Genomic DNA, 25,510 nt, shown 5'->3' on the forward strand with positions numbered 1-25,510 from the left:
CATGAACAAATTCATTAGAAATATTATTGCTTTTTCGCTTAAGAATAAAGCATTTACCTTTTTTTGGGTAGGATTATTGGCCGTTGCCGGGTTTATTTCTTTCAAAAATATGCCTATTGACGCATTTCCTGATGTAACAAATACTCAGATTATCATTATTACACAATGGAACGGAAAAAGTGCAGAAGAAGTCGAACGTTTTGTGACTTCGCCAATCGAAATCTCTATGAACTCTGTTCAAAAAAAGACCAGTGTTCGTAGTATTACCATGTTTGGATTATCAGTAATTAAAATCATTTTTGATGATGGCGTCGATGATACATTTGCTCGTTTGCAGGTAAATAACTTATTAAAGAATGTTTCACTCCCGGATGATGTAGAACCAGATGTTCAGCCGCCTTATGGTCCTACGGGTGAAATTTTTAGATATATCGTAAAAAGTGACAGCAGAGACAGTCGTGAATTACTTACCTATCAAAATTGGGTAATAGACAAACAACTTCGTTCTGTTCCCGGAGTTGCAGACTTAAATGTTTTTGGCGGACAAACCAAAACATATGAAGTAGGTGTTGATCCTATAAAATTAGCCAAATATAATATTACACCACTTCAGGTTTACAATGCTGTAAATGGTGGTAATTTGAATGTTGGCGGTGATATTATAGAAAAAAACGGTCAGGCTTTTGTAGTTCGCGGAGTTGGTCTTTTAAAATCTATTCAGGACATTGAAAACATTATCGTAGACGACGCAAACGGAAATCCAATTTTGGTTAAAAACCTGGCTTCGGTTTACGAAAGTTCCATGCCAAGAGTTGGACAAACCGGTTTAGGCAATAATGATGATGCTGTCGAAGGAATTGTTGTAATGCGTAAAGGAGAAAATCCTCAGGAAACTTTAGCCTTAATCAAAGCAAAAATAAAAGATCTTAATGAAAATGTACTGCCAAAAGATATTAAAATTGAGACTTTTTATGATCGTGATAATTTGATGAATTTCACGACCGAAACAGTAATGCATAATTTATTTGAAGGAATTATTCTGGTTACTTGTGTCGTATTTCTTTTTATGGCCGACTGGAGGACTACTTTTACCGTTTCGATTGTTATTCCGTTATCCTTATTATTCGCATTTTTATGTTTGAAAATGATGGGAATGAGCGCTAACTTACTAAGTTTGGGAGCAGTCGATTTTGGAATCATTATTGACGGTGCCGTCGTAATGGTCGAAGGATTGTTTGTGGTTTTAGATCATAGGGCGCATCAGTTAGGAATGACAGCTTATAATAAAATTGCAAAAGGAAGTTTGATTAAGAAAACAGGAGCTGAAATGGGTAAAGCAATCTTCTTTTCTAAATTAATCATTATTACTGCATTGTTACCTATATTTTCTTTCCAGAAAGTCGAAGGAAAAATGTTTTCTCCCCTAGCCTACACTTTAGGTTTTGCCTTAATGGGTGCGTTACTTTTTACCTTGACACTGGTGCCGGTTTTATCACACATCCTATTAAATAAAAATGTAAAAGAAAAGAATAATCCGTTTGTAAATTTCTGGGATCGAATCGTGGGTAAAAGTTTTGCGTGGACTTTTAAACATAAAGTTCAAACCCTTGTAGGTTCAATAGCACTTTTAGTCGCTGTTTTCTTTTCTGCCTCATTTTTAGGAACAGAGTTTTTACCACAATTAAACGAAGGTGCTCTATGGGTAACAGCTGAGTTGCCAATGAGCAGTTCTCTGCCCGAAAGTGTAAAAACGGCTGCAATGATTCGAAAAGATCTGGAAAGCTTTCCCGAAGTTAAAAATGTTTTATCTCAAACCGGAAGAAGTAACGACGGAACAGATCCTAATGGTTTTGGTTTTATACAACTTCAGGTAGATTTAAAACCAAAATCTGAATGGAAAAGAAAAATCACTATGGATGATTTGATCAACCAAATGGATCAAAAATTAAAAGTTCATCAAGGTATAACCTATAACTATTCACAACCTGTAATTGATAACGTAGCAGAATCTGTGGCGGGGTTTAAAGCATCAAATGCAGTAAAAATTTACGGAGATGATCTCGACAAATTAGATGAATTGTCTAATGAGGTTCTGGCTCAGATAAAAAATATACCGGGAATAAAAGATGCCGGAATTCTTAGAAATGTTGGACAGCCGGAAATAAGTGTTGTACTTGACCGCGATAAAATGGCTGCTTACGGAGTAACGTTAAGTGATGCCCAAGCAGTTTTAGAATTGGCATTTGGAGGAAAAACAGCTACTCAAAAATACGAAGACGATAAGAAATTTGATGTCAGAGTTCGATTTTCGAAAGAATACCGTAAAGATGAAAATGATATTGCAGAGCTTAAAGTACCAACAATTAGCGGTATTAAAATTCCTTTAAAAGAAATTAGTGATTTAAAAACAATTACCGGTCCCGCTTTTATTTACAGAGATAACACCAAACGTTTTATTGGCGTAAAATTTTCTGTAAGAGATCGTGATTTAGGAAGCACGATTGCAGAGGCACAGGCAAAAGTTGCCAAAATGAAGCTTCCCACAGGATATACTGTAGGATGGACAGGTGAATTTGAGAATCAGGTTCGTGCCAGTGCGCGTTTAGCTCAGGTTGTTCCTATAAGTCTAATAGGTATATTTGTGCTGCTGTTTATTTTATTTGGAAATATCAAGGATTCTTTGCTTGTTTTAGCCAATGTGCCTTTTGCTATTATTGGTGGAATTATTGCTTTGCACCTTACCAGAATGAACTTTGGAATTTCTGCAGGAGTTGGTTTTATAGCGCTGTTGGGAATTTGTATACAAAATGGAGTTATCCTTATATCTGAATTTCATCATAATCTAAAAGCAAAATTCACACTCGAAGAATCGATATTTAGAGGAGTAAAAGCCAGAACAAGAGCTGTAGTCATGACCGCACTTATGGCATCAATAGGTTTAATGCCAGCAGCAATTTCAACCGGAATTGGTTCTGAATCGCAAAAACCTTTAGCTATTGTTATTATTGGAGGATTAATTACTGCGACAGTTTTAACACTTTTGGTTTTCCCAATTATTTTCTGGGTCTTTAACCGTAAAAAACATGTTCCAATTGAATAAGGAAATTTAAAAATAAATTGATTGGTTAAATTAATTTGGTTTGGTTTAAAAAAGAAAAAGCACCATAATTATGGTGCTTTTTTGATTTCAATATCTTTTAGTTTAATATCTTGCATGTAATCAATACAAACAAGATTTATGAAATACATATACTTTTTGCTAAGCCTTTTTTCAATCTCTTTAATAGCATCAATTATAAATCCAAAAGAAGGATTTACCTGTTTTCTTGAAGTGATTCCGGCAATAATAGGTTTTATGATTTTGGCTTTTACTTTCAAAAGATTCAGATTTACCAATTTTACTTATACACTGATTTTAATTCACTGTATCATTCTGTTTATTGGTGGTCATTACACCTAAGTTCCGCTTTTTGACTATATAAAAGAGGTATTTCATCAAAGCAGAAACAACTATGATAAAGTAGGTCATTTTGCTCAGGGTTTTGTTCCGGCAATGATTATAAGAGAATTATTTATTCGTAAAAAAGTAATCAGCAATCAAAGTTTTTTCAACTTTATTATTGTCTGTATTTGTTTGGCTATTAGTGCCGCTTACGAATTTATAGAATGGTTTGTATCAATTGCAACCGGTGATGGCGGCGACGCTTTTTTAGGAACTCAGGGATATGTCTGGGATACACAATCTGATATGCTTTTTGCAACTATTGGAGCGATTACAGGCTTAATTCTATTTTCTAAAATTCAGGATAAGTTCATTCAGAAAATAGACTTTTAGGAGATGAAAAACACCAAAATGAAAACGACCTTCTGCTCAAGGAAGGTCGTTTTATATACTAACTCAAAAACTCGATTTAAACTTAAACTATTATTTTAAATCTTTTAAAATGGCTATCGCTTCTGTTGCATTTGATAATTGTGCATATTTTAAAGCTGTAAAACCTTTTTCATTTCTAACAGACGGATTTGCTCCATTTGATAATAATACTCTCAAAATATCAACTTTGTTATAACGTGCTGCTATCATTAAAGGTGTTAAATCTTCAGAGATTTCATTAACGTCTGCTCCGTATTCTATAAGTTTTTTTACAAACTCAAGATCTCCTTTACTAACTGCTACAGTTAGTGGGGTTGCAAAACTGCTTACGTTTTCGATTTGTGGCTGTACAAATGATTTTTGATTTGATGCCATTGCAACATTCGCGAATGCTACTAAAGCTACTCCTAAATAAATTACTGATTTTTTCATGGTGATTGATTTGATTGATTAATGATGATTTTTTAAATTCTATGTAAATGTAATTCAAATTATGCTATTATGTATAACAAAGTACTATGTTTTAACTTATTCTTAACCTTTAAATAATAAAGATCCGTTTAGCTTAAAATTTATGTTATCTTATTCTAAGCTTCCATACAATAGACGCCATAAAATCAAAAATGTTACATTAAAATGAAAATTTCTGAAAAAAATCTTTTAAAATTTTAAGATGTCATAAATTGAAAGTTTAGTTTTTTTAACTTTACTTTTATAAATACTCTATTAATGAGTGTTATAAGCAACCGTAAAAACAAAAAATAATTAATAAACCTAAAACCAAAAAACTATGGGAATCATTAAAAAAATTCTGGTTATCCTAATTCTAGTTTTCGCCATCGTATTAATTGGTGCATATTTTATGCCTAAAAAATATTCAGTCGAAAGAGAAATTACGATCAATAAACCTGTTGACAGTGTTTTTAATTATGTGAAGTATCTAAAAAATCAAAACGATTTTAGCGTTTGGGCTTCTATAGACCCAAAAATGAAATCAATTTATAAAGGTACTGACGGAACTGTTGGATCTATAGCTGCGTGGGAAAGTGATGTAAAAGAAGTAGGTGCTGGCGAACAGGAAATTACAAAAATCACAGAAAACAAACGTATTGATTTTGCCTTGCGTTTCAAAAAACCAATGGAAGATACTGCTGTAGGCTTTATGTCTACAGAAGCTGTTACAGGAAATCAGACAAAAGTAAAATGGGGAATTAATGGAGTTATTCCGTACCCAATGAATATCATGCTGCCCATGATGAAAATGGATCAGATGATTGGAAATGATTTACAAAAAGGACTGGAGAATCTCAAGAATAAAATGGAAAATTAGTTTCCCTTTTGTTTAGTGACAGTCACAGTCGCAGTGACAGTTTTTAGTAATCAGTTTAAAAAATAAAATGCCTTGCTTTACAGCAAGGCATTTTATTTTTTAATAGTTCTGTTTAAACCCGAAAATTAATCTCTGTTATTAAGATATTCTAATACGTTATTATTAATACGTTCATCGATATTATCAATATCAGCTTTTACGAATTTTTCGCCTAATATATTCTCATATAATTCAATATATCTTTCAGATACAGATTCGATATATTCATCTGTCATATCTGGAATTTGTTGTCCGTCTTGCCCCTGAAAACCATTTTCGATCAACCAGCGGCGTACAAATTCTTTAGACAATTGTTTTTGCTCCTCTCCTTTATCCTGTCTCTCCTGATATCCATCAGCGTAGAAATAACGAGAAGAATCCGGTGTATGAATTTCATCAATTAAAACAATAACACCTTCTTTGGTTTTACCAAATTCATATTTTGTATCTACTAAAATCAAACCGCGTTCTGCAGCGATTTCAGTACCTCTTTGAAACAAATCACGAGTAAATTTTTCTAATACAATATAATCTTCTTCAGTAACAATTCCTTTAGACAAAATATCTTCACGAGAAATATCTTCGTCATGAGAACCGTTATCTGCTTTTGTAGTTGGCGTAATAATTGGTTCCGGAAATTTATCATTTTCCTTTAATCCTTCTGCCATTGTAACACCACATATTTGTCTTTTTCCCGCAGCATATTCACGCGCAGCATGTCCTGAAACATAACCACGAATTACCATTTCTACTTTAAAAGGCTCACATAAATGTCCTACAGCAACGTTAGGATCCGGAGTTGCAATCAACCAGTTTGGTACAATATCTTCTGTTAATTCCATGAATCTTGTGGCAATCTGGTTTAAGATTTGTCCTTTGTACGGAATACCTTTTGGTAAAACCACATCAAAAGCCGAAAGTCTGTCTGTTGCTACCATTACCAAAAGTTCATCGTTTATGTTGTAAACTTCTCTAACTTTTCCGCGGTAAACTGATTTTTGATCTGGAAAATTAAAATTTGTAGTTGTGATTGTATTGCTCATTATTGTTTGTTGTGTTGTTTTTTATCCATGCAAATTTAAAACTAATTAAAAGAGCAAGCAAGTTTTTCAGTCTCAGTTTGCAGTCGCAGTCGCGGTATTCAGTCGCAGTTTACAGTTTACAGTCTCGGTGTGCAGTCTCAGTCTCAGTATTCAGTCTCAGTGAAAATCTTTGCGTGAGCTTTGTTACAGTTTAAAACTTTAACAAAATTACTGTAGTCTTCAAAATATTCTACCAACTGTTTCACACCCAGACTGAATACTGCCACTGAATACTACTGTTTCAGAAGCGTCGAATTAAATAAATTCAGAATTCTGCTGTATTCGTCAATCCAGGAATACGTTTCTTTAAATCCGTGTGATTCAACCGGGAAGGAAGCAAGACTCCAATTTTTCTTTTGCAGTTCTATAAAACGCTGTGATAAGCGAACAATGTCTTTATATTCAACATTATCATCGACCATTCCGTGCAACATTACAAGGTTTCCTTTTAGATTATCTGCATAATAAATAGGAGAACTTTTCTTGTAAGCTTCAGGATCTGTTTCCGGGAAATTCAAAATATTTCCTGTATACCCGTGATTGTAATGTGCCCAATCTGTAACAGAACGCAATGCAGCACCAGATGCAAACTCACCAGGAGTTGTTAACATTCCCATCAAAGTAATAAATCCACCGTATGAACCACCATAGATCCCTACTCTATTCGCATCAATTCCGTATTTTTCTACTAAATATTTTTTCCCGTCAAGGTGATCAGATAAATCTTTTCCTCCCATAAAACGGTATATTCCAGTTCTAAAATCACGTCCGTAACCATCACTTCCTCTATAATCAATATCCAAAACAGTGTAACCTAAATCAGTCAACATATTATGAAACATATATTCTCTATAATAGTTGCTCCAGTAATTATGAGCATTTTGTAAATAACCGGCACCGTGAACAAAAATTACAGCAGCTTTGTTTGCGTTTTCTGCTTTTGGCGTATATAATCTTGCATTTACAGGAGTTCCGTCTTGCGCTTTAAATGTAATTACTTCCGGTTCTCTCCATTTATAGCTTTTGAAACTTTCAGAAACTGAAGAGGAAATTTGTTGTAGTGTTGCATTCTTTTTATTATCGGCAATATAAAAATCCCATGGAATATTTTTATATGAATAACGTACTAAAAGTGATTTTTCATCTGGAGAAACGACAACTTCATGCGCTCCGTCTTTTGTTAAAATTGGTTCTAAAACGCCACCGGTTGTAGCAAGTTTATAAAAATTTCTGTTTCCGGGATGTGTTGTATTTGTAGTTAAGTAGAATGTTTTTTTATCTTTTGATAAAGTGACATCACGAACTTCCCAATTTCCGCTTGTTAATTGTGTTTTGTTACCTGATTTTAAATTATAAGTATATAAATGTGAATATCCTGTAGTTTCAGACTGGAAATAGATAGTTTCGTTGTCTGCCAGAAAACAAAGAGTTCCTGAATCAAAAGAATACGACGGAATTCCGGGACCTGCAATCCAGGCATCATCATGCTGATGTTCGATTTCTTTAAATGTTCCGTTTTCAAGGTTTAAGCTTACCAACCATCTTTCTTTATTATCCTGGCTTCTGATTTCGACTATTCCCAAAGATCCATCTTCATTATAAACCGGAGCCTGAGCTACAATCAGCTTATCTTCTTTAGCTTTACTTTTTAAATTTTCATAATCATCGTAGTATTTTGGTGCGTCCTGAATATGACTTAAAGTCGAAAAATTAACAAAGTAAACAGTATCTTTTGCAACAGAATAAATTCCGAATTTGGTTTTTACAAAATTTGCTGTAGAAACTTTGGTTTTTGTATCCGGAGTCTGATTATAACCATCATCAGTTATAAAAACTTCCATTTTTTCCTTCTTTACATCTGATTCTTCTACTAAACTAAAAGTTGCAAAATTTCCGTTTGGATTTGCTTTTAGATTATAGAAGTTATCTTTTCCATAAAAATATTCTTTAGCAAAATCAGATTTAACAGCTTTGCTTTTAGCCAGATTCCATTGTTTTTTAGCTTCTTTATCTTTTATAAATTGAAACAATTCTTTCTGTTGTGTTTTTAAAAAAGAATCTTTTTCAGGAGTTTTTTCTTTCTTAACGCCTTTATTAAAATTTGTAATCTGTAGAACTGTTCCTTCTTTAGCATTGTATTTGAAGATATTATCGTTTTGCTCAAAGAAGAGTATTCCGGCATCTTTTCCTAATTCAAGATTTGTAATTGGAGTGCTTTGCTGCATGATTTTTTTAACAGATTTTGTAGTTATGCTATAAGAATACAAAGCTCCTTTATCTGTATAATAAACAATATCTGAATTTGTTTTTCTTTTAAAATCAAGTTTAGAAAAAGCAGCTTCTTTAGGTTCAACCAAAATAGGTTTTACTGCTCCTTTTTGCCATGAATAGGTATTTGCGCCTAAATCATCTGTAGGATTCCATTCAAAATAAACCTTTTTACCATCCAGAGACCAGCGTCCGTTTGTGGGTTGATTGCCAATAAAAGATTCGCCTTTCATTATTTCTTCTAATTTCAATGTTTGGCTTTTGCCCGAAATTGAAAAAATTAAAAAGGCAAGGATAAAAATGTTTTTTGTCATGGTATTAGTTTTTTGAGAAAACAAAAATACACTTTGAAAATTATTAAAAAAATGTTTTTATCAATTGCTTGCGAAATTCTTTGCATTATATGCATTCAACAAAAAAAATCCTTGAAGAAATATCTCCAAGGATCTAATTTTTATTAAAAGTCTAAAATTCTAATTTTAAAACACTAAAATTTATATCGTTTTAATTAACTCGAAGCTAATTCTTTATTTAAAATTTTTGAGGCAATATATCTTGCTACACCATCTTCGGCATTTGTTTTTATTACTTCTAAGTTTGGCAAAGTTTCTTTTAATAAAGCAGGTGCATTGCCCATAATCAGCCCTTTTCCTGATGCAGATAACATTTGAACATCATTAAAACCATCTCCAAAAGAAACCGCTTCATCAAGAGTAAAACCTTCTCTTTCTAATACTTGCTCAATTGAAACTGCTTTATCGATAGATTTATCCATAAACTCTAAACAAGTTGGGAGGCTAAAAGCATGATGCAAATGTTCTGAAGAATTGGCCAATACAGCATCTTTTAATTTTACTAATTTTTCGTGATTATCACACGAGAAGAAAATTTTAATAGCACCAAAATCTTCCAGTGTTTTATAATCTACCAATTCAGGATGATATTTTAAATCAGCTTGGAAAGCATTCAGTTTTTCACTCCATTTATTGGTTTGCCAAACATTTTCCTTGAATAAAACTACAGTGATTTCAGGATCTATTTCAACATTTAATGCTGCTTTTACAACATCACTATCTAAATTAAATGAAAATAATTCTTCTTTTTCAGGTGAGTGAATTCTGGCTCCGTTTGAGCTTACCAGATAAACCGGGACCTTAAGTGTTTCGATAATGGCCATTGCATCAAGATGATGACGGCCTGTGGCAACAACAATAAGATAATTTTGATTGTGAAGTTCCTGAAAAATTGATTTGGTATAATCTGATATTCTATGCTGTGGGTTGAGCAAAGTTCCGTCAAGGTCGCTTACTACAACTTTTATATTTTTAAGTTTTGTCATATTAAAGATCAAGTATTTATGATATGCAAATTTAAGGTTTTACCTCAAGCAGAACAAAGATAAACATGCTTTAAACCCTATATTATAGTAAGTTTATTATTTATTTAACTATTTCATCAAATACTGAATTTTAAACAATTTAAACTTTAATAATTCCTGATTTATACAAATTCAAAGCTTTCTGAAGAATGTCCTCTATTTTTTTCACATCAAAATCTTCTTTACTATCCAGCATCATAATTTTCATTCGTGAACGATTTTCCTGAATCAAAAAAGGTTCATCAAAATGTTTTCCTTCAACAATACCAATATAGGGTTGTTTCGTTTTTTTATGAATCCATAAATAGCAGAACATTTTTTGTTTATAACAAAAAAATGGCATTCCGTATTTTAGGACATTTGTAATGTCTGGGTCATGTTTTAGAATAATTTCTTTCAAGGCAAGAAATATTCCTTTTATAGGTTCTTCTTGTTTTAGGTAGAAATCATCTAGTTGTTTCATTTTTTAATCTTTGGAGTTCTGGCAAAAATAATTTTTAATGTATCAGGACATTTTGAACTTGATTTAAGTTTATAAATTAATGAATCATTTTTTATATAAAATTTTTCTTTTGAAAATATTGCAAAAGAAGCATTATTTCTTGGGTCACAATTTGGAATTGTTAGAATATCTTTTCTATTATTTTCTTCATAAAAAATGCATTCAACGAACGGAAACATTTTATAGCATGTATCACTAGTTGTACTATTTAATTCTATCGAATCACCAATTATTTTCCAATTCCCTTTAGAAACAACTCTCCAATCACAACCTGCACTTTTATAATAAAAAGAACTATCTTTTTTAATTACAATACTTGATTTTCCTGGAATAATATATTCTGTATCATGCCAAGTCCCAACAAATTTACTGAGAGGAATTTCTGATTTTCTACATGAAATAAAACAGATAACTAATACGAAAGCCAATATTCTAATTTTCATTTAATTGCTTTTTAGAGCTTTATCAAAAAAAATATTCGTTTTACACATTCCTTATAAAAGATATGTATAAAACGAATATTATTAAACATCAAAACACACTTCACGATTTACATTTGACATTTCACAAAAAAATCATTTCACAAAATTAATCGTGATTTTCTATTTGTTTATAAGCATCAATTACCTTTTTTACTAATCTGTGACGTACGATATCTTTATCATCCAGATAAATAATACCAATTCCGTCAACATCTTTCAAAACCAAAATAGCTTCTTTAAGTCCGGAAATAGTTCTGCGTGGTAAATCGACCTGTCCGGGATCGCCTGTAATCATGAATTTGGCATTTTTTCCCATACGGGTCAAAAACATTTTCATTTGCGAATGTGTTGTATTCTGTGCTTCATCCAGAATTACAAAGGCATTATCAAGCGTACGTCCACGCATAAATGCCAATGGCGCAATTTGTATAATCCCTTTTAAAATGTAATCTTCGAGCTTTTCGTTTGGCAGCATATCGCGCAAAGCATCATAAAGAGGCTGCATATACGGATCCAGTTTTTCTTTCATATCTCCGGGTAAAAAACCAAGATTTTCTCCTGCTTCTACCGCCGGACGCGTTAATATGATCCTTTTTACTTCTTTGTCTTTAAGCGCTTTTACAGCCATTGCTACACCTGTATACGTTTTTCCTGTTCCGGCCGGACCAACAGCAAATACCATATCATTTTTCTTGATGGTATCTACAAGTAACTGCTGGTTAGGCGTCATGGCTTTAATTAATTTACCGCCAACACCATGAACTAATATTTTGTCATGATCATATGATTTTTTTTCATCCTGACCATCACTCATAATTACGCGTTCAATTACATTATCATCAATGTTGTTGTATCGGGTAAAATGAAGCATAAGCCTCTGAAATCTTTTTTCGAATTCATCTAAAACTTCTTTTTCGCCAAATGCTTTCAAAGTGGTACCTCTCGCTACGATTTTAAGCTTTGGGTAATACTTTTTAATTATTTCAAGATGAGTGTCTTGAGCGCCCCAAAAGTCTTTTGGAGCGATGTCTATGAGCTCGATAATTCTTTCGTTCAAATGAGTTAATTTTAAATTAAAAATAAATCAGTTTTATAATCTGTGGTTGTCGGGTGTTTGTTTTAAAAAGTCGCAGTTTTTAATCTCTGTCACAGTTTTAAAATCATTTTTGTTAAAATACTGAAAACTGAAACTGAAAACTAAGACACTATATATTTTATCGCAATTTGTCTTTTCTTTCTTTCAATTTGCATTTACTATTATTAGCTTTGCATTTCTCAAATTTAATGAAAATTAGATTTAAATACTACCAATAGTTATAAACAAAATTATGTCAATAATTACCCTCACTACCGATTACGGCTTAAAAGACCACTTTGTTGGTTCTCTAAAGGGTAAAATATTATCTGAGTATCCGGAGGCTGCAATTATTGACATTTCGCATGATATTGATCCATTTAACACAGCAGAAGCAAGTTACATTCTGGGAGCATCGTATTTAAGTTTCCCAAAAGGGACCGTACACTTAATTGGTGTAGATATTGAACGCAATAAAGAAAATCAGCATATTGCCATGCAATGGAATGATCATTACTTTATATGTGCTGATAATGGGATCTTAAGTATGCTTACGCAGAAGATTGTTCCGCAAAAAATTGTTGCGATTAATATACATGATCGTTTTCCGAGCGAATCAAGTGATTTAGATATTTTTATTCAGGTTGCCTGTCACATTTCCAAAGGCGGCTTATTGAATGTTATTGGAAAAGAAATTACAGAAATAAAGCAAATCACAGAATTGCAGCCTGTAGTGTCGAACGACGGAAACTCTATAAAAGGATATGTAATTTACATTGATCATTTTGGAAACGTTGTAACTAATATTTCCAAAAGACAGTTTCTGGAAATAGCAAAAGGACGTCCTTATGAGATTGTAATGAAACCGAAAAGTATCAAGACAATTTTACCTAATTATTCTGCAATTGCGACTTCAGATAAATACCCAATCAAAACCTATGAAGGTGAAAAACTAGCCATTTTTAACGAAGCCGGATTTCTTGAAATTGCCATTTTCAGAAGTAATCCTTCAAAAGTAGGTTCTGCAAATAGTTTGTTAGGATTGAATTATCGCGATGTGATTACGATAAAGTTTAATTAATATTTTAGATTTTAGATTGCAGATTTTAGATTTTTGAAATGCCTGAAAAACGATATGCTGATTAGCGGATTTTCGACTTTTTTGTCATTTCGTTCGATCGAAGGGAGAAATCACACTCGTAACTCGACAAAGATTGGCGATTTTAATTGCGGAGCTTCTAGTGTGATTTCTCCCTTCGATCGAAATGACAAACCAGAATAAAATAAAAAAATAAGCTTTTCATAATATTTTAAATTTTCCTAAAAAGAACAATCAAAATTGGTATTTTTGCGCACCTGTAAGCTTTTAGACATTTCAAAAATCTAAAATCTGCAATCTAAAATCTAAAATCTAAAATTGAAATATGTTTGTTCGAATAGTAAAAATGAGTTTTCACGAAGAAAAAATTCCTGATTTTCTGGAAAATTTTGAAACCGTGAAAGACAAAATACGAAATGCAGAAGGAAATCGTTTTTTAGAATTGTATCAGGATAAAAATAACAAGTGCATATTTTTTACCTACAGCTATTGGGCAACCGAACAAGATTTAGAAAATTACAGACAATCTGAACTTTTTAATAGTGTTTGGAGTTTTACAAAAAAACTCTTCAATGCAAAACCGGAAGCGTGGAGTGTGGATAAATTGGTTTCTTTGCTTTAAAATTATAAAAATTAATAATGAAATCTATTTTTAAGCAATTTGAGAAATGGCTTGTCTTACTGTTGTTTCCAGCAGTTGGAATATTTTTTTTATTTCATCAAACTCAAAGACCGAAAATTAAAAGTAAAAATGATTTAGAAGTTGTTGAAGGAAAAATCGAAGATTATTCGTTTAAATACGTCTCTGGAGGCAAAGCAATATCAAGACAATTTTATATTTGGGTTAAAGGATATAATTGCAAATTTCAAATAATTGCTGATTATTTAAACTACTTTGAAAAAAGTAAATTTGAAAAATCAAAAAAAAATGGAGATTCAATTAAAATAGTAATTCCTTCAGAAGATAAAGACAAACTTTATAAAAATGAACAGATAATAGTCATGTCGCTAAGTGATAATAAAAATACTTATTTATCTCTAAAAGATACAATAGCTGAAGAAAAGAAATATTTTGATATATATGCTGGGATACTATTTTTATTAATTGGAAGCATATTAATTATACTATCTAAAAAGGGAATAATACGTCCTAGATAACGATCAAAAAAAAACAAATTACTGATTAAACGATTAAATAAAAAATAAATGAAATCAATCATTTTACGAGAAATAAAATCCTTTTTTGGTTCTCCTATTGGCTATTTGGTCATTGCTATTTTCTTAATTAGCAACGGACTATTTTTATGGGTATTTGAAGGAGATTATAACATTCTGAATACCGGTTATGCTGATTTGACTCCGTTTTTTACATTGGCGCCCTGGATTTTGATTTTCCTGATTCCGGCCGTTACCATGAGAAGTTTCTCTGATGAAAAAAAACAAGGTACACTTGAATTGCTTTTAACCAAACCATTATCTGTTTGGGAAATTGTAAACGGAAAATTTTTAGGTTCTCTCCTATTAATCCTTTTGGCAATTATACCAACATTTATATATGTAAAAGTAATTTCGAACTTAGGTTCTCCGGAAGGAAACATCGATATGGGAAGCACAATAGGTTCTTATTTTGGATTATTATTCCTCATTGCCGCTTATTCTGCTATCGGAATTTTTACTTCTACCCTATCCGAAAATCAAATTGTGGCTTTTATTATTGCCGTTTTTTTATGTTTTATCTTTTATTTTGGTTTTGAAGGTTTGGCCTCATTGATTCCGGGATCGTCTACTATTATTTCTTTGTTTGGAATGCAGGATCATTTTAAAAGTATGAGTCGGGGTGTGATCGATACCCGCGATGTCATTTATTTTTTAAGCATCACAGTATTATTTTTGTCTCTTACTGTTTATCAATTAAAATCTTTTAAAGCGTAATGAAAGCATCTACTCAACAAAATATCAAAACGTTAGGTATTACCGTTTTTGTTTTAATCGTTTTAAATGTGTTAGGAAGTTTGTTTTTCCACCGTTTTGATTTAACCAAAGACAAACGATATACTTTATCTGAAACTTCTTTACAAATTGTAAAACAAGTTAAGAACCCTTTGTCAATCAAAATCTACATGCAGGGCGATTTGCCGGCAGATTTTAAGCGTTTACAACAGGAAACCAGACAATTACTCGAAGAGTTTCAGGCTTATAACAGTAATATCGTTTTTGAATTTGTAAATCCTTTAGAAAACGGAGAAGAAGATCTGGATGTTGTAAAATCTTTGTATCAAAAAGGGCTTACACCAATAAACATCACTGTTGATGATAAAGGAAAACAATCTCAGGCAATGGTTTTTCCTTGGGCTGTTGCTGTTTATAACAATAAAGAAGTAAATATTCCTTTATTGAAAAATATAATGGGCGCTTCTACAACACAAAAAGTTATAGGATCAATTCAGCATTTAGAATATTCGATTGCTGACGCTATTAATAAAATCAGCAAAGACAGACAAAAGAAAGTTGCAATTATAAAAGGAAATGGTGAACTAAGCGAAATTCATATTGCTAAATTATTAAGGCAAATTCGCGAAAGCTATTACATTGGACCTTTTACATTAGATTCAGTAGCAAAAAATCCAACAGGAACTCTGGATGCCTTAAATAAATATGACCTTGCGATTATCTCAAAACCAACAGAAACTTTTTCTGATGAAGAAAAGCAAGTTCTGGATCAGTTTATCATGAATGGCGGGAAAACGTTGTGGTTAATCGATCAGGTTGCGGCAGATATGGATAGTTTATACAATCAGGCAGGTGCAACTTTGGCTTATCCAAGAGATTTAAACCTTAATGATATATTCTTTAAATACGGTTTCAGAATCAATCCTGATCTGGTAAAAGATGAACAAGGAAGCCCAATAAAACTGGCTACAGGAGAACAAGGAAGTGCAACACAATATCAGGATTTTGTATGGAAATATGCTCCGCAAGTATATCCGGCAAGCCAGCATCCGATTGTAAAAAATCTGGGCGGAATACGATTTGATTTTGCGAGTCCGATTGACACTTTAAAAAACAGAATCAAAAAAACAGTTTTATTACAATCTTCTCCATATTCTAAAACAATTGGAACACCTGTAGAAATCAATTTGAATATTGTAACTGAAAAAACGACACCTCAGGATTATCTGAATAAAGGTAATATTCCGTTGTCTGTTTTATTAGAAGGCTCTTTTCATTCGGCTTTTGAGAATCGTGTTTTGCCATTTAAGGAAAACTCATTTTTAGCACAGGGAAAGCCAAACAAAATGATTGTGATTGCTGATGGAGATCTGGCCAGAAATCAACTGGATAAAAACATGATGCCTGTTGAATTGGGTTATGATCAACGCACCGGAAACTTGTACGACAACAAAGATTTTATGATGAATTGTATTAATTATTTGTTGGATGATACCGGACTTATTAACATTAGAAGTAAAGATGTCAATTTGCCATTATTGGATAAAGAGAAAGTTTACGAGAATTATAGCCTGACGCAATTCATAACTATCGGACTTCCAATTCTAATTTTATTAGTTTTTGGATTCGTATTTACTTACATCAGAAAAAGAAAATACAGTAAATAGATGTTAATAAAAAAATTGCGAAACTAAGATTGTTTACGATATATTTGTAAAACCTATCTTAGTTGAAGAAATACTAAGAAAAAGTGCAAAAAAATAAAACAAAAGAGATGAAATTTATAGTATCGAGTTCGTACTTATTAAAACAATTACAAGTTTTAGGTAGTGTAATCAACAGTAACAATACGTTGCCTATTTTAGATAACTTTTTATTTGAACTAGACAATGATGCATTGACAGTTTCGGCTTCAGATCTTGAAACTACAATGTCTGCTACATTATCAATTGATTCTACAAGTAAAGGAAGCGTGGCTGTGCCGGCTAAACTTTTGCTTGAAATTTTGAAAACGTTTCCGGAACAGCCTTTAACTTTTACAGTTGAAGAAAACAATACAGTTGAGATTAGTTCAAATTCTGGTAAATATGCTTTAGCATATGCTGCAGGAGAAGAATTTCCTAAATCAGTAAGTCTTGAAGATCCTTCTGTAACACTTGTTCCTGCTGATGTTTTAGCAACTGCTGTAAGTAAAACTATTTTTGCTGCCGGAAATGATGATTTACGTCCGGTAATGTCAGGGGTTTTCTTCCAGTTTTCTCCAGAAGGTTTGACTTTTGTTGCAACTGATGCTCACAAATTAGTAAAATATGCCCGTACAGATGTAAAAGCATCTCAGGTAGCTGATTTTATTATGCCAAAGAAACCTTTGAATATTTTAAAAAGTATTTTAGGAAGTTCTGATGCTGAAGTAAAAATCGAATATAATGAATCAAATGCAACTTTCTCATTTGACAATTACATCTTAATGTGTCGTTTAATCGACGGGAAATATCCTAATTACGAAGCAGTAATTCCAAAAGAAAACCCAAATAAATTAATGATCGATCGTTCTTTATTTTTAAGTTCTGTTCGTCGTGTGGCAATTTTCTCAAACAAAACAACACACCAAATCCGTTTAAAAATCGCCGGAGCAGAACTTAATGTTTCTGCAGAAGATATCGATTACTCCAATAAAGCCGAAGAAAGACTGACTTGTGATTATCAGGGAGATGATCTTCAAATTGGTTTTAACTCGCGTTTCTTAACAGAGATGTTGACCAACTTACAATCAGACATGATTATGTTAGAAATGTCATTACCTAACAGAGCCGGAATCCTAACACCAGTAGATGGTTTAGAAGAAGGTGAAACTGTTACAATGTTGGTAATGCCTGTGATGTTAAATAGTTAACATCAAAACTTCTTTTTGTTACAGGGATTTTTTTTAGTTTCAAATTAAAGACATATCATTGTAAAAAAAACATCGCTATTAACCAACCATTTTTTATACCTGGAAACCGCAATTCTGACAAAGAGTTGCGGTTTTTTATTTTTAGATGATTTTTATCTTAAACCCGACAGGTTTTAAAAACCTGTCGGGTTTGTTGTTCAGAAAACATGAAACCTGAAACAAATGCAAACCTGAAACAAATTTTCTTTATTTTTGTATTATGAAAATAGAAATTTGGTCGGACATCATGTGTCCGTTTTGTTATATCGGAAAAAGACAACTGGAAACAGCTTTAGCTGAATTTCCAAATGATGAATTTGAAATTGAATGGAAAAGTTTTCAACTTGATCCAACCATTACCCCGCAATCAGGCAAAGACGTTTTTACGTTTTTAGCCGAACGAAAAGGCATTTCAGTTGAGCAATCAATAGAAATGCATAAAGGAGTCACAGAACGCGCAAAAAGCGTTTGTTTAGACTATCATTTTGACAAAGCTGTAATTTCAAATTCTTTAACCTCACATCGTATTATACAATTGGCTAAAGCCAAAAAATTAGGCGATGAAATGGAAGAAATTTTCTTTAAAGCTTATTTTACAGAAGGAAGAGATTTAAATGATGGCCCAACCTTAATAGAATTGGCAGTAAAAGCTGGTTTAGATCAGAATCTCGTTTTAGAAGTTCTAAAAGATGAAAATTTATATCTAAAAGATGTACAACACGATATTACTGAAGCTCAGGAAATTGGTGTGCAAGGAGTTCCGTTTTTTGTTTTTGACAGAAAATATGCAGTTTCAGGAGCGCAGCCGGTTGAAGCTTTTGTAAATACTATTAAAGAAGGGTTGAAGTAATTTTAGATTTTAGATTTTAGATTTTTTCTTTGTGGCTACTTTGCGCTCTTCGACTTCGCTCAGAGTGACAAGCTGATAAATCATATCCGTTTTAGAATAGATTTTTTTCATGAAAACGAATGCCCTAGCCCTGATAGAAGGGGAAATCCTTTTGCTTTTTTCTTTAAAAAACAAAAGATTGGAACGGATAGCAGGAAATAGCTCCTGATTAAAATTTAAATTCCAAGTTTAAAAAATCCAAATTCCAAACAATCTAAAATCTATACTCTAAAATCTAAAATCCTTAAATAACTCCCATTTTTTGCATTAAGAAAGTGGCGCTTCTATTTTTACAGATTCCGTTGCGGAGTTTGTAATCGAAATGGAGGTCGTTGTTTTGAATTTCTACTTCGAAACATTGATTGGTTAGAATGTCAGGGTATTCGTTTGTTGTCAGGCAAACTTCGATATCGTGTGTGGCAATGGCGCCAATGGCATTTTTAGCGATGATTTTTTTGACTACTTCTATTGTTCCGTTACGTTTGTCATCAGAATTTGTTCCTCTTAAAATTTCGTCTAATAATACAAAAGCCGGACGTTCTTCTAAGGCGTCCATAATTTGTTTCAAACGCTTGATTTCAGCAAAGAAATACGATTCGCTATCGGCCAAAGAATCTGATAATCGCATTGAAACTAAAACTGGAAGTGGATGCATGTTTGCCTTTGAAGCACAAACAACTGAACCTATTCCTCCAAGCACCATATTGATTCCCAAACTTCTTAAAAAAGTGCTTTTTCCGGACATGTTCGAACCGGTTAAAATCATATACGATTCCGGATAAAAATGGGTGTCATTCCCTACTCTTGTTGCAGGATTCAGCAACGGATGGCTTAGATCTGAGAATCCAATTTTATATTCTGAATTGATCTCGGGGAAAACAAAATCAGGATTATTATAGGCCAGATTTGCCAGACTGTTCAGGGCTTCAAATTCGCCAATAATTGTAATCCATTTTTCGAGTTCTGTTGAATAATTGTCTTTCCATTTTAAAAGTGCTTTTAAAACATGCAGATTAAATAGAAATGTTCCGTTGAAAACAATGGCGGTTACCAGATTATTAATGGTATCCATTCTCGAAAACAATTCAGACAAGTCTTTTAAATGTTTGGTTGCCGTTGCGTTTTTAAAAACAAGCTGTTGTTGCAGGTCGATTAATTTCTTTGACTGAAAAGTTTCGGTTTCGATTTTCTGAACCAATAAACTGTATTGTTTGATGATTTTATCTACGTTATCTGCTTTTGCAATCTCAGATTGAATACGTTTAAAAGATTGTCCTAAAACAATCATATTTGCGATAAAAACATACGTGAGATAGGATAAAATAATTGTTTTTGAAGTTATAAAATAGGCTGCCAAAAAACCTAAAAACAGGACTGGAAGAATAACGGATAATGCAACTATAACTTTAGGTAGTGTATTATTTTTAAATGAATTCCAGTAAAGTAGTGATTCGTATGAATTTTTAGAATCATTACTAATCATTGCCAGAGCCAGGAAATCCTGACGCCAGTCGATTTTGGTTTTAAGTTCATCGATTGCTTGCTGATTTTCCAGAATGGTTTCATTAGAAGACAAGTTCAATAACTGATTGGCTAATGTTTTTTTCCCGATAAAAGTGGCGGTTCTGTTGATGTTCTGGAATAAAGAATGTTCTCCAAAAATATCCAGATCGTAAGCATAAGGATGATGAAAATCGTTGAATTCGATTCCGTTTTCAAAACGGATTTTTTCTCTTTTTAGATACGTAATTTCATCTTTATTAATTTTTAGAATCGCTTTTGTAAGCTCTCTTTGAAAAGACAATTTAGAATGGATTCTCATTAAAAAAAGAAAACCAACAAAAGACAGAAAAGCAAAAGCGGCGTATAAGATTTCATTTGTTTTTATGTAATAAAACAATAAAAACAAACAAAGAAAAACACTTAAAAGACGCAGGATACTTATGCTATTGTATCTTTTATTGATTTTATTGAAAATTGCAGTATAGTACTCAACTTTATTTTGATATGCTTCCATTTTTTTAATTTAATGAAATACAAATATAGGTTTTACACTTACAAATTTACTATCTAAACATAATTTTAGGTTTCATGCATTACTAATACTGGTACAGAAACTTCTTTGGCTATTTTTTTTGTAAAACTGGATTCAAAAAGACTTTCAAAAAAGGATCTTTTGTGAGTTATAGTGGTAAGAATATCAATGTCTTTATACAAAATAAAGTCAAGGATCGTTTCTTTTATTTCATCGCTTGGCAATACCAAAAATTCAACATTTTCATTTGCAAATTCTTTCTCCCACTCTTTAATCGTTACTTCAGAAACATCTGAACCTGAAGTTTTAACATATAAACTTTTAACTTTTGCGTTTGTTTTTTGAGCAATATTCAAAACTTTTCTAAGTTCGACTTTATCTTTTTCACGATAGCGGGTGGTAAAACCAATTGTTTTTATTTTCTTGAATTTTGCATCTGCCGGAATACATAAAACGGGTACTTTAACTTCTGAAATAACGGAATTTGTATTTGATCCTAAAAAGAATTTGGTCCAGTCTGAAACTCCAGATGTTCCCATAATAACAAAATCTATATGATCATCTTCTACGGCATTTTTTAAATTAAAAATCAAATCACCATCCATCAGGCGGTGTTTTATTATAATATCTTCTAAATTTCGTTCTATGGCGATGGTTCTTAATTTTGGAATTTCATCTTTAAACATCTCAAATTTAGCCAATTCGATAGAGTTATAAATTGTAGCATAATTCTCTGGGAAAAACTGACTATCGTAAACCGGTATTTCAAAAGTATGCAACAAAATAAGCTCTGCATTAACAATTTTAGCAAATTCTAAAGCATGTACAAATGCATTTGTAGCAGAGTCAGAAAAATCGGTGGGAAATAATATTTTTTTCATTTTGATTCAGTTTTTAGAAGTTGTTCTCTCAAATTTAGTCATTCTAAAAACAAAAAGCTCTTACAATTATCAGTATTTTAACATTTTATAATTCTGTAAAAGTCACATCCTGAATACGTGTTCAGGCAGACAACTTTAGGGCTTTTTTTATACCTTTGCACCATGATAAATCAAGATTCTATAGTTGCATTAGCGACTCCTTCCGGAGCTGGAGCTATTGCTATAATTCGAATTTCAGGTGCTGATGCTATTGCTGTCGGAAATTCTGTTTTTAAATCCATAAAAAATAAAGACTTAACAAAGCAGAAAACGCATACATTGCATTTAGGTCATATTATTGATGGTTCGAAAACACTTGACGAAGTATTGGTTTCTGTTTTTAAAGGTCCAAACTCCTATACAGGCGAAAATACAGTTGAAATTTCTTGTCATGGATCAACTTATATTCAGCAGCAAATTATTCAGTTATTATTGCGAAAAGGCTGTCGTATGGCTGATGCGGGAGAATTTACTTTAAGAGCTTTCCTGAACGGAAAATTAGATTTATCTCAGGCTGAAGCTGTTGCTGATTTGATTTCATCTGATAACGAGGCTTCTCATCAAATTGCCATGCAGCAAATGCGCGGTGGTTTTAGTAATGAAATTGCCAAACTACGTGAAGAACTGCTGAATTTTGCCTCTCTAATTGAATTAGAATTGGATTTTGCGGAAGAAGATGTCGAATTTGCTGACAGGACTCAGTTTCATGAATTATTAAACAGAATTGAATTTGTGCTGAAACGTTTAATAGATTCATTTGCTGTTGGAAATGTAATCAAAAACGGAATTCCGGTTGCTATTGTTGGTGAACCAAACGTAGGTAAATCGACATTACTAAATGCTTTATTAAACGAAGAACGCGCCATTGTATCTGATATTGCAGGAACAACCCGTGATACTATTGAAGATGAATTAGTGATTGGCGGTATTGGTTTCAGATTTATTGATACGGCAGGAATTCGCGAAACTAAGGATGTTGTAGAAAGTATTGGAATCAAAAAAACCTTTGAAAAAATAGAACAGGCACAGGTTGTAATTTATTTGTTTGATGGTTTAAAGTTTCAGGTTTCAAGCTCTGAGTTTGTTTCTGAAATTGAACAAATCAAGAATAAATATCCGCTGAAACCCTTAGTAATTGTAGTGAATAAAAAAGATATTTTGTCAGCTGATGAAGTCTCAAACATTACAACTAAGCTTGAAAACCTAAACGCAAAACTTTTATTGATTTCTGCTAAAGAGAAAATTGGTGTTGAAGACTTAAAGAATGAATTACTTTCTTTTGTAAATACCGGTGCTCTTCGTAATAATGAAACAATCGTTACTAATACAAGGCATTATGATTCTTTATTAAAAGCTTTAGATGAAATACAAAAAGTAAAATTTGGTCTCGAAACGAATCTTTCAAGTGACTTGATTGCACTTGATATCCGTGAAGCTTTATACCAATTTGGGTTGATTACAGGTCAGGTTTCTAATGATGAATTGCTGGGGAATATTTTTGCTAATTTCTGTATTGGAAAATAGTTAGACAAAATAACACAAAATAAAAACAAATAAACGAGTTAAAGTATTGATAAATAATATTTAACTCGTTTTTTAATTGCTTTTTCTTTTGGAAATTTGGCAATTATCCAAAAAAAAATTCTGATTGCGTAAAAATACTATTTGAAAAAAGTAGTTCTGAAATGAGTAATATAATTTTCATTTATTTTTTGATGATAAGGGTAAGGATTATTTATTTCCTAGTGGAGAACAAGAAATAATTTAATCAGCTATTTTTTCCAAAATTTTCTTTCCATTTTCATTATCAGAATTAAGTTCAATAGATTTTTGATACATTTTGATCGCGTTTTGTTTTTTGCCGTGCCTTAGCAGTATTTCTCCATAACTGTCATAGGTGTTCCAGCTGGAAGGAAAAAGAAGGGTGTTTTGTTTAAATGCATTTTCTGCCTCATTTTCTTTGTTATTAAACATTAAAGCATATCCCAATGAATTAATTTCACCTTCACTAATATAATAATTTAAGGAGTCTTTCTGTATTTTTCTCAAAGTCTTTTCACCAGATTCAATTCCTTTTTCGGCCAAAGCAATTCCATAAATTTTCGCACCACTTTTCTTGGGTTTATCAACTTTTCCACCGTTCAAAATCGTTAAAGCATTATCTGAAATTGGAATAACATTATTTGCTGTATTATCAAAAAGAATAATTGTTTGGTGTTTCGTCAGATTTCTTAATAACATCGTACGACCGCCAGGTATTCCACCATCGTGCTTTACGATTTCCCCCATCAAAGTATTTTCTCTTGTAATCCAGCCAAGGCCATATCTCTGAATATTATCATTTCCATTGCTGAGCAACACAGGTGTGTAAGCTTGTTTTAGAGTTGATATTTTCAGTAATTTGCCATTGTATAATGATGTATCATATTTCAGTAAATCTTCACAGGTACTGATCAAATCACCATGTCCCTGAAAATCAAAATGGTTGGCAACTTTAAATTCTTCAATGGTTTCTGCACTTTGCATCTCTTCTGAATATGGATATTTGACAACATATCTTTCGGAAAGATTTTTATCGACCCTTTTAAAGAATTTTGACAATGAAGTATCTTTCATTCCTGCAGGACCGAAAATATTTTTCTCTAAATATGCACCATAAGATAAGCCTGAAATCTTCTCGATGACAAGTGCCAGAATATTATAATTCACATTATTATAGGAAAAATCATCTCCCGACTTAAATAACAGTGTTGACTTCTGTGAAATCATCGCAGGGATAAGATCTTTATTTGTAAAAACTGCATCAGGATGCTTCGCTATTATAGGGAAAAATAAAGAATCATAAATCGGCAAACCAGCTGTATGAGACAATAATTGTTTTATCGTAACTTCTTTAAACGGAAAATCAAGCAAATATTCTGCAGCCCGATCTTCCAGTTTTAAATGCCCTTTTTCAACCAACTGTAAAATAGCGGTTGAAGTGAAAGTCTTTGTAATCGAGGCAATCGGAAAAGAGGAATCAGAAGCGTTTTTTCGTTTTGTCGAAAAATCAGCATACCCAAAAGATTTTTGGTACAACACTTTCCCATTTTCTGCAATTAAAACATTGCCATTGAATTGCTTATTCTCAGCTAAAGCAGAAAAATAATGATCTAATTCTGTCTTGATGTTTTGAGCTGTAAGATTGGAAACTGAAATAAAGAGCACTATCAAAATCACTATTATTTTTCTCATATTTTTATTGTATTATTAAATTGGTTTTGTTTATAGTCATGATCAAATTGCTTAACTATATCTATTATTTTTACGACTAATTTCAGGGATAACACCTAGTTTTTCCTTTGGTAAAGTAAAAACAGAAATCCTTGTATTTAGATCCGACAAATACATAACGTCTGTTCCCTACCATCCACCGTAGTAGTAGCCTATATATCCATAAAATGACGGAAAATTGTAAAGTCCTAAGCGGTAATTATTATTTAGTTCGATTGGGTTAGTGTATATTTCGGATAAGACTTTTTTATCTTTTATTATTTTGCCTTCAAACAAATACTGAAAGAAAATCGCTAAATCTTTGGTCGCAGAAGCTAATTCGCCACTACATAAATGAATCATACTTTTTTCAAATTGATCTTTTATGTTTTTCAAAATAATT

22 protein-coding genes and 1 pseudogene are annotated in these 25,510 nt (G+C 32.2%); 11 read left to right on the top strand and 12 right to left on the bottom strand.

Annotated features, from left to right (window positions below):
- The first annotated feature begins 1 nt into the window (after position 1).
- Positions 2-3,100 carry an efflux RND transporter permease subunit gene (locus RC62_RS05615; protein ID WP_055093441.1) on the top strand — a complete coding sequence of 1,033 codons (3,099 nt, stop codon included), beginning with the start codon at positions 2-4 and terminating at the stop codon, positions 3,098-3,100.
- Positions 3,101-3,168: 68 nt separating this feature from the next.
- Here RC62_RS05615 and RC62_RS23080 read toward each other — a convergent pair whose 3' ends face one another.
- Entirely contained in the window at positions 3,169-3,378 is a 210-nt protein-coding gene (locus RC62_RS23080) for a hypothetical protein (protein WP_245176794.1), read from the bottom strand.
- On the opposite strand from RC62_RS23080, the pseudogene RC62_RS05620 reads away from it, so the two are divergent.
- Positions 3,356-3,835, top strand: a pseudogene (locus tag RC62_RS05620) (DUF2238 domain-containing protein). The gene RC62_RS23080 and the pseudogene RC62_RS05620 overlap by 23 nt on opposite strands.
- 90 nt (positions 3,836-3,925) lie before the next feature.
- Here RC62_RS05620 and RC62_RS05625 read toward each other — a convergent pair.
- Positions 3,926-4,306, bottom strand: a complete 381-nt coding sequence (locus tag RC62_RS05625; protein WP_055093442.1) for an ankyrin repeat domain-containing protein — start codon at positions 4,304-4,306, stop codon at positions 3,926-3,928.
- 358 nt (positions 4,307-4,664) lie between these two features.
- Here RC62_RS05625 and RC62_RS05630 point away from each other — a divergent pair, with 358 nt between their 5' ends.
- Complete coding sequence (locus RC62_RS05630) at positions 4,665-5,204, top strand: SRPBCC family protein (protein ID WP_055093443.1); 540 nt, start codon at positions 4,665-4,667, stop codon at positions 5,202-5,204.
- Positions 5,205-5,329: 125 nt separating this feature from the next.
- On the opposite strand, the gene RC62_RS05635 is transcribed toward RC62_RS05630, so the two are convergent.
- The 6 genes from RC62_RS05635 to RC62_RS05660 all read right to left on the bottom strand — a co-directional run bounded on the left by RC62_RS05635 (position 5,330) and on the right by RC62_RS05660 (position 12,012).
- Positions 5,330-6,286, bottom strand: coding sequence for a phosphoribosylaminoimidazolesuccinocarboxamide synthase (locus tag RC62_RS05635; RefSeq protein ID WP_055093444.1), 957 nt, complete (start codon positions 6,284-6,286; stop codon positions 5,330-5,332).
- A gap of 272 nt (positions 6,287-6,558) precedes the next feature.
- On the bottom strand, positions 6,559-8,907 hold the full coding sequence (locus tag RC62_RS05640; protein WP_055093445.1) for a S9 family peptidase: 2,349 nt from the start codon (positions 8,905-8,907) through the stop codon (positions 6,559-6,561).
- A 194-nt stretch (positions 8,908-9,101) separates the two neighbouring features.
- Positions 9,102-9,932 (bottom strand): Cof-type HAD-IIB family hydrolase, encoded by an 831-nt coding sequence (locus tag RC62_RS05645; protein ID WP_055093446.1) that lies wholly within the window; start codon positions 9,930-9,932, stop codon positions 9,102-9,104.
- Between the two features lie 139 nt (positions 9,933-10,071).
- On the bottom strand, positions 10,072-10,434 hold the full coding sequence (locus RC62_RS05650) for a DUF1801 domain-containing protein (protein ID WP_055093447.1): 363 nt from the start codon (positions 10,432-10,434) through the stop codon (positions 10,072-10,074).
- Positions 10,431-10,916, bottom strand: a complete 486-nt coding sequence (locus tag RC62_RS05655) for a hypothetical protein (protein WP_055093448.1) — start codon at positions 10,914-10,916, stop codon at positions 10,431-10,433. The genes RC62_RS05650 and RC62_RS05655 overlap by 4 nt, the downstream gene beginning before the upstream one ends.
- 145 nt (positions 10,917-11,061) lie before the next feature.
- Entirely contained in the window at positions 11,062-12,012 is a 951-nt protein-coding gene (locus tag RC62_RS05660) for a PhoH family protein (RefSeq protein ID WP_055093453.1), read from the bottom strand.
- Positions 12,013-12,283: 271 nt separating this feature from the next.
- Between RC62_RS05660 and RC62_RS05665 the strand changes: the two genes are divergently transcribed.
- From RC62_RS05665 to RC62_RS05695, 7 genes are all read left to right on the top strand, one after another.
- Positions 12,284-13,111: an S-adenosyl-l-methionine hydroxide adenosyltransferase family protein gene (locus RC62_RS05665; RefSeq protein ID WP_055093455.1), complete on the top strand. Its 828-nt coding sequence runs from the start codon at positions 12,284-12,286 to the stop codon at positions 13,109-13,111.
- A gap of 343 nt (positions 13,112-13,454) precedes the next feature.
- Positions 13,455-13,751, top strand: coding sequence for a putative quinol monooxygenase (locus RC62_RS05670; RefSeq protein ID WP_055093457.1), 297 nt, complete (start codon positions 13,455-13,457; stop codon positions 13,749-13,751).
- A 17-nt stretch (positions 13,752-13,768) separates the two neighbouring features.
- Complete coding sequence (locus RC62_RS05675) at positions 13,769-14,287, top strand: hypothetical protein (protein WP_055093458.1); 519 nt, start codon at positions 13,769-13,771, stop codon at positions 14,285-14,287.
- A 48-nt stretch (positions 14,288-14,335) separates the two neighbouring features.
- Positions 14,336-15,061, top strand: coding sequence for a gliding motility-associated ABC transporter permease subunit GldF (gene gldF / locus RC62_RS05680; protein WP_055093460.1), 726 nt, complete (start codon positions 14,336-14,338; stop codon positions 15,059-15,061).
- Entirely contained in the window at positions 15,061-16,746 is a 1,686-nt protein-coding gene (gene gldG, locus RC62_RS05685; RefSeq protein ID WP_055093462.1) for a gliding motility-associated ABC transporter substrate-binding protein GldG, read from the top strand. The genes gldF and gldG overlap by 1 nt, the downstream gene beginning before the upstream one ends.
- A 107-nt stretch (positions 16,747-16,853) precedes the next feature.
- Entirely contained in the window at positions 16,854-17,972 is a 1,119-nt protein-coding gene (gene dnaN / locus RC62_RS05690) for a DNA polymerase III subunit beta (protein WP_055093586.1), read from the top strand.
- Positions 17,973-18,231: 259 nt separating this feature from the next.
- The gene (locus RC62_RS05695; RefSeq protein ID WP_055093464.1) at positions 18,232-18,861 is read left to right on the top strand and encodes a DsbA family oxidoreductase; all 630 of its coding nucleotides are present in this window, start codon (positions 18,232-18,234) and stop codon (positions 18,859-18,861) included.
- Positions 18,862-19,144: 283 nt separating this feature from the next.
- Here the strand turns inward: RC62_RS05695 and RC62_RS05700 are convergent, their stop codons facing one another.
- Together RC62_RS05700 and RC62_RS05705 are read right to left on the bottom strand one after the other, a co-directional pair.
- On the bottom strand, positions 19,145-20,917 hold the full coding sequence (locus RC62_RS05700; RefSeq protein ID WP_055093470.1) for a MutS-related protein: 1,773 nt from the start codon (positions 20,915-20,917) through the stop codon (positions 19,145-19,147).
- A gap of 65 nt (positions 20,918-20,982) precedes the next feature.
- Positions 20,983-21,816, bottom strand: a complete 834-nt coding sequence (locus tag RC62_RS05705; RefSeq protein WP_055093471.1) for a universal stress protein — start codon at positions 21,814-21,816, stop codon at positions 20,983-20,985.
- 162 nt (positions 21,817-21,978) lie between these two features.
- Between RC62_RS05705 and mnmE the strand changes: the two genes are divergently transcribed.
- Positions 21,979-23,379, top strand: a complete 1,401-nt coding sequence (gene mnmE / locus RC62_RS05710; protein WP_055093473.1) for a tRNA uridine-5-carboxymethylaminomethyl(34) synthesis GTPase MnmE — start codon at positions 21,979-21,981, stop codon at positions 23,377-23,379.
- Positions 23,380-23,619: 240 nt separating this feature from the next.
- Here the strand turns inward: mnmE and RC62_RS05715 are convergent, their stop codons facing one another.
- Together RC62_RS05715 and RC62_RS05720 are read right to left on the bottom strand one after the other, a co-directional pair.
- Positions 23,620-25,089, bottom strand: a complete 1,470-nt coding sequence (locus tag RC62_RS05715; RefSeq protein ID WP_055093474.1) for a serine hydrolase domain-containing protein — start codon at positions 25,087-25,089, stop codon at positions 23,620-23,622.
- Positions 25,090-25,257: 168 nt separating this feature from the next.
- Positions 25,258-25,470, bottom strand: a complete 213-nt coding sequence (locus tag RC62_RS05720) for a hypothetical protein (RefSeq protein WP_157472378.1) — start codon at positions 25,468-25,470, stop codon at positions 25,258-25,260.
- Positions 25,471-25,510 lie beyond the last annotated feature (40 nt).

Origin of the sequence: Flavobacterium aquidurense, from assembly GCF_001404985.1 — a bacterium.
Classification (GTDB): domain Bacteria; phylum Bacteroidota; class Bacteroidia; order Flavobacteriales; family Flavobacteriaceae; genus Flavobacterium; species Flavobacterium aquidurense_B.

Bases quoted from the DNA above. Each gene is read 5' to 3' on its own strand.
- RC62_RS05615 (WP_055093441.1), top strand. From the start codon at position 2: ATGAACAAATTCATTAGAAATATTATTGCTTTTTCGCTTAAGAATAAA.
- RC62_RS05625 (WP_055093442.1), bottom strand. From the start codon at position 4,306: ATGAAAAAATCAGTAATTTATTTAGGAGTAGCTTTAGTAGCATTCGCG.
- RC62_RS05630 (WP_055093443.1), top strand. From the start codon at position 4,665: ATGGGAATCATTAAAAAAATTCTGGTTATCCTAATTCTAGTTTTCGCC.
- RC62_RS05635 (WP_055093444.1), bottom strand. From the start codon at position 6,286: ATGAGCAATACAATCACAACTACAAATTTTAATTTTCCAGATCAAAAA.
- RC62_RS05640 (WP_055093445.1), bottom strand. From the start codon at position 8,907: ATGACAAAAAACATTTTTATCCTTGCCTTTTTAATTTTTTCAATTTCG.
- RC62_RS05645 (WP_055093446.1), bottom strand. From the start codon at position 9,932: ATGACAAAACTTAAAAATATAAAAGTTGTAGTAAGCGACCTTGACGGA.
- RC62_RS05650 (WP_055093447.1), bottom strand. From the start codon at position 10,434: ATGAAACAACTAGATGATTTCTACCTAAAACAAGAAGAACCTATAAAA.
- RC62_RS05655 (WP_055093448.1), bottom strand. From the start codon at position 10,916: ATGAAAATTAGAATATTGGCTTTCGTATTAGTTATCTGTTTTATTTCA.
- RC62_RS05665 (WP_055093455.1), top strand. From the start codon at position 12,284: ATGTCAATAATTACCCTCACTACCGATTACGGCTTAAAAGACCACTTT.
- RC62_RS05670 (WP_055093457.1), top strand. From the start codon at position 13,455: ATGTTTGTTCGAATAGTAAAAATGAGTTTTCACGAAGAAAAAATTCCT.
- RC62_RS05675 (WP_055093458.1), top strand. From the start codon at position 13,769: ATGAAATCTATTTTTAAGCAATTTGAGAAATGGCTTGTCTTACTGTTG.
- gldF (WP_055093460.1), top strand. From the start codon at position 14,336: ATGAAATCAATCATTTTACGAGAAATAAAATCCTTTTTTGGTTCTCCT.
- gldG (WP_055093462.1), top strand. From the start codon at position 15,061: ATGAAAGCATCTACTCAACAAAATATCAAAACGTTAGGTATTACCGTT.
- dnaN (WP_055093586.1), top strand. From the start codon at position 16,854: ATGAAATTTATAGTATCGAGTTCGTACTTATTAAAACAATTACAAGTT.
- RC62_RS05695 (WP_055093464.1), top strand. From the start codon at position 18,232: ATGAAAATAGAAATTTGGTCGGACATCATGTGTCCGTTTTGTTATATC.
- RC62_RS05700 (WP_055093470.1), bottom strand. From the start codon at position 20,917: ATGGAAGCATATCAAAATAAAGTTGAGTACTATACTGCAATTTTCAAT.
- RC62_RS05705 (WP_055093471.1), bottom strand. From the start codon at position 21,816: ATGAAAAAAATATTATTTCCCACCGATTTTTCTGACTCTGCTACAAAT.
- mnmE (WP_055093473.1), top strand. From the start codon at position 21,979: ATGATAAATCAAGATTCTATAGTTGCATTAGCGACTCCTTCCGGAGCT.
- RC62_RS05715 (WP_055093474.1), bottom strand. From the start codon at position 25,089: ATGAGAAAAATAATAGTGATTTTGATAGTGCTCTTTATTTCAGTTTCC.
- RC62_RS05720 (WP_157472378.1), bottom strand. From the start codon at position 25,470: ATGATTCATTTATGTAGTGGCGAATTAGCTTCTGCGACCAAAGATTTA.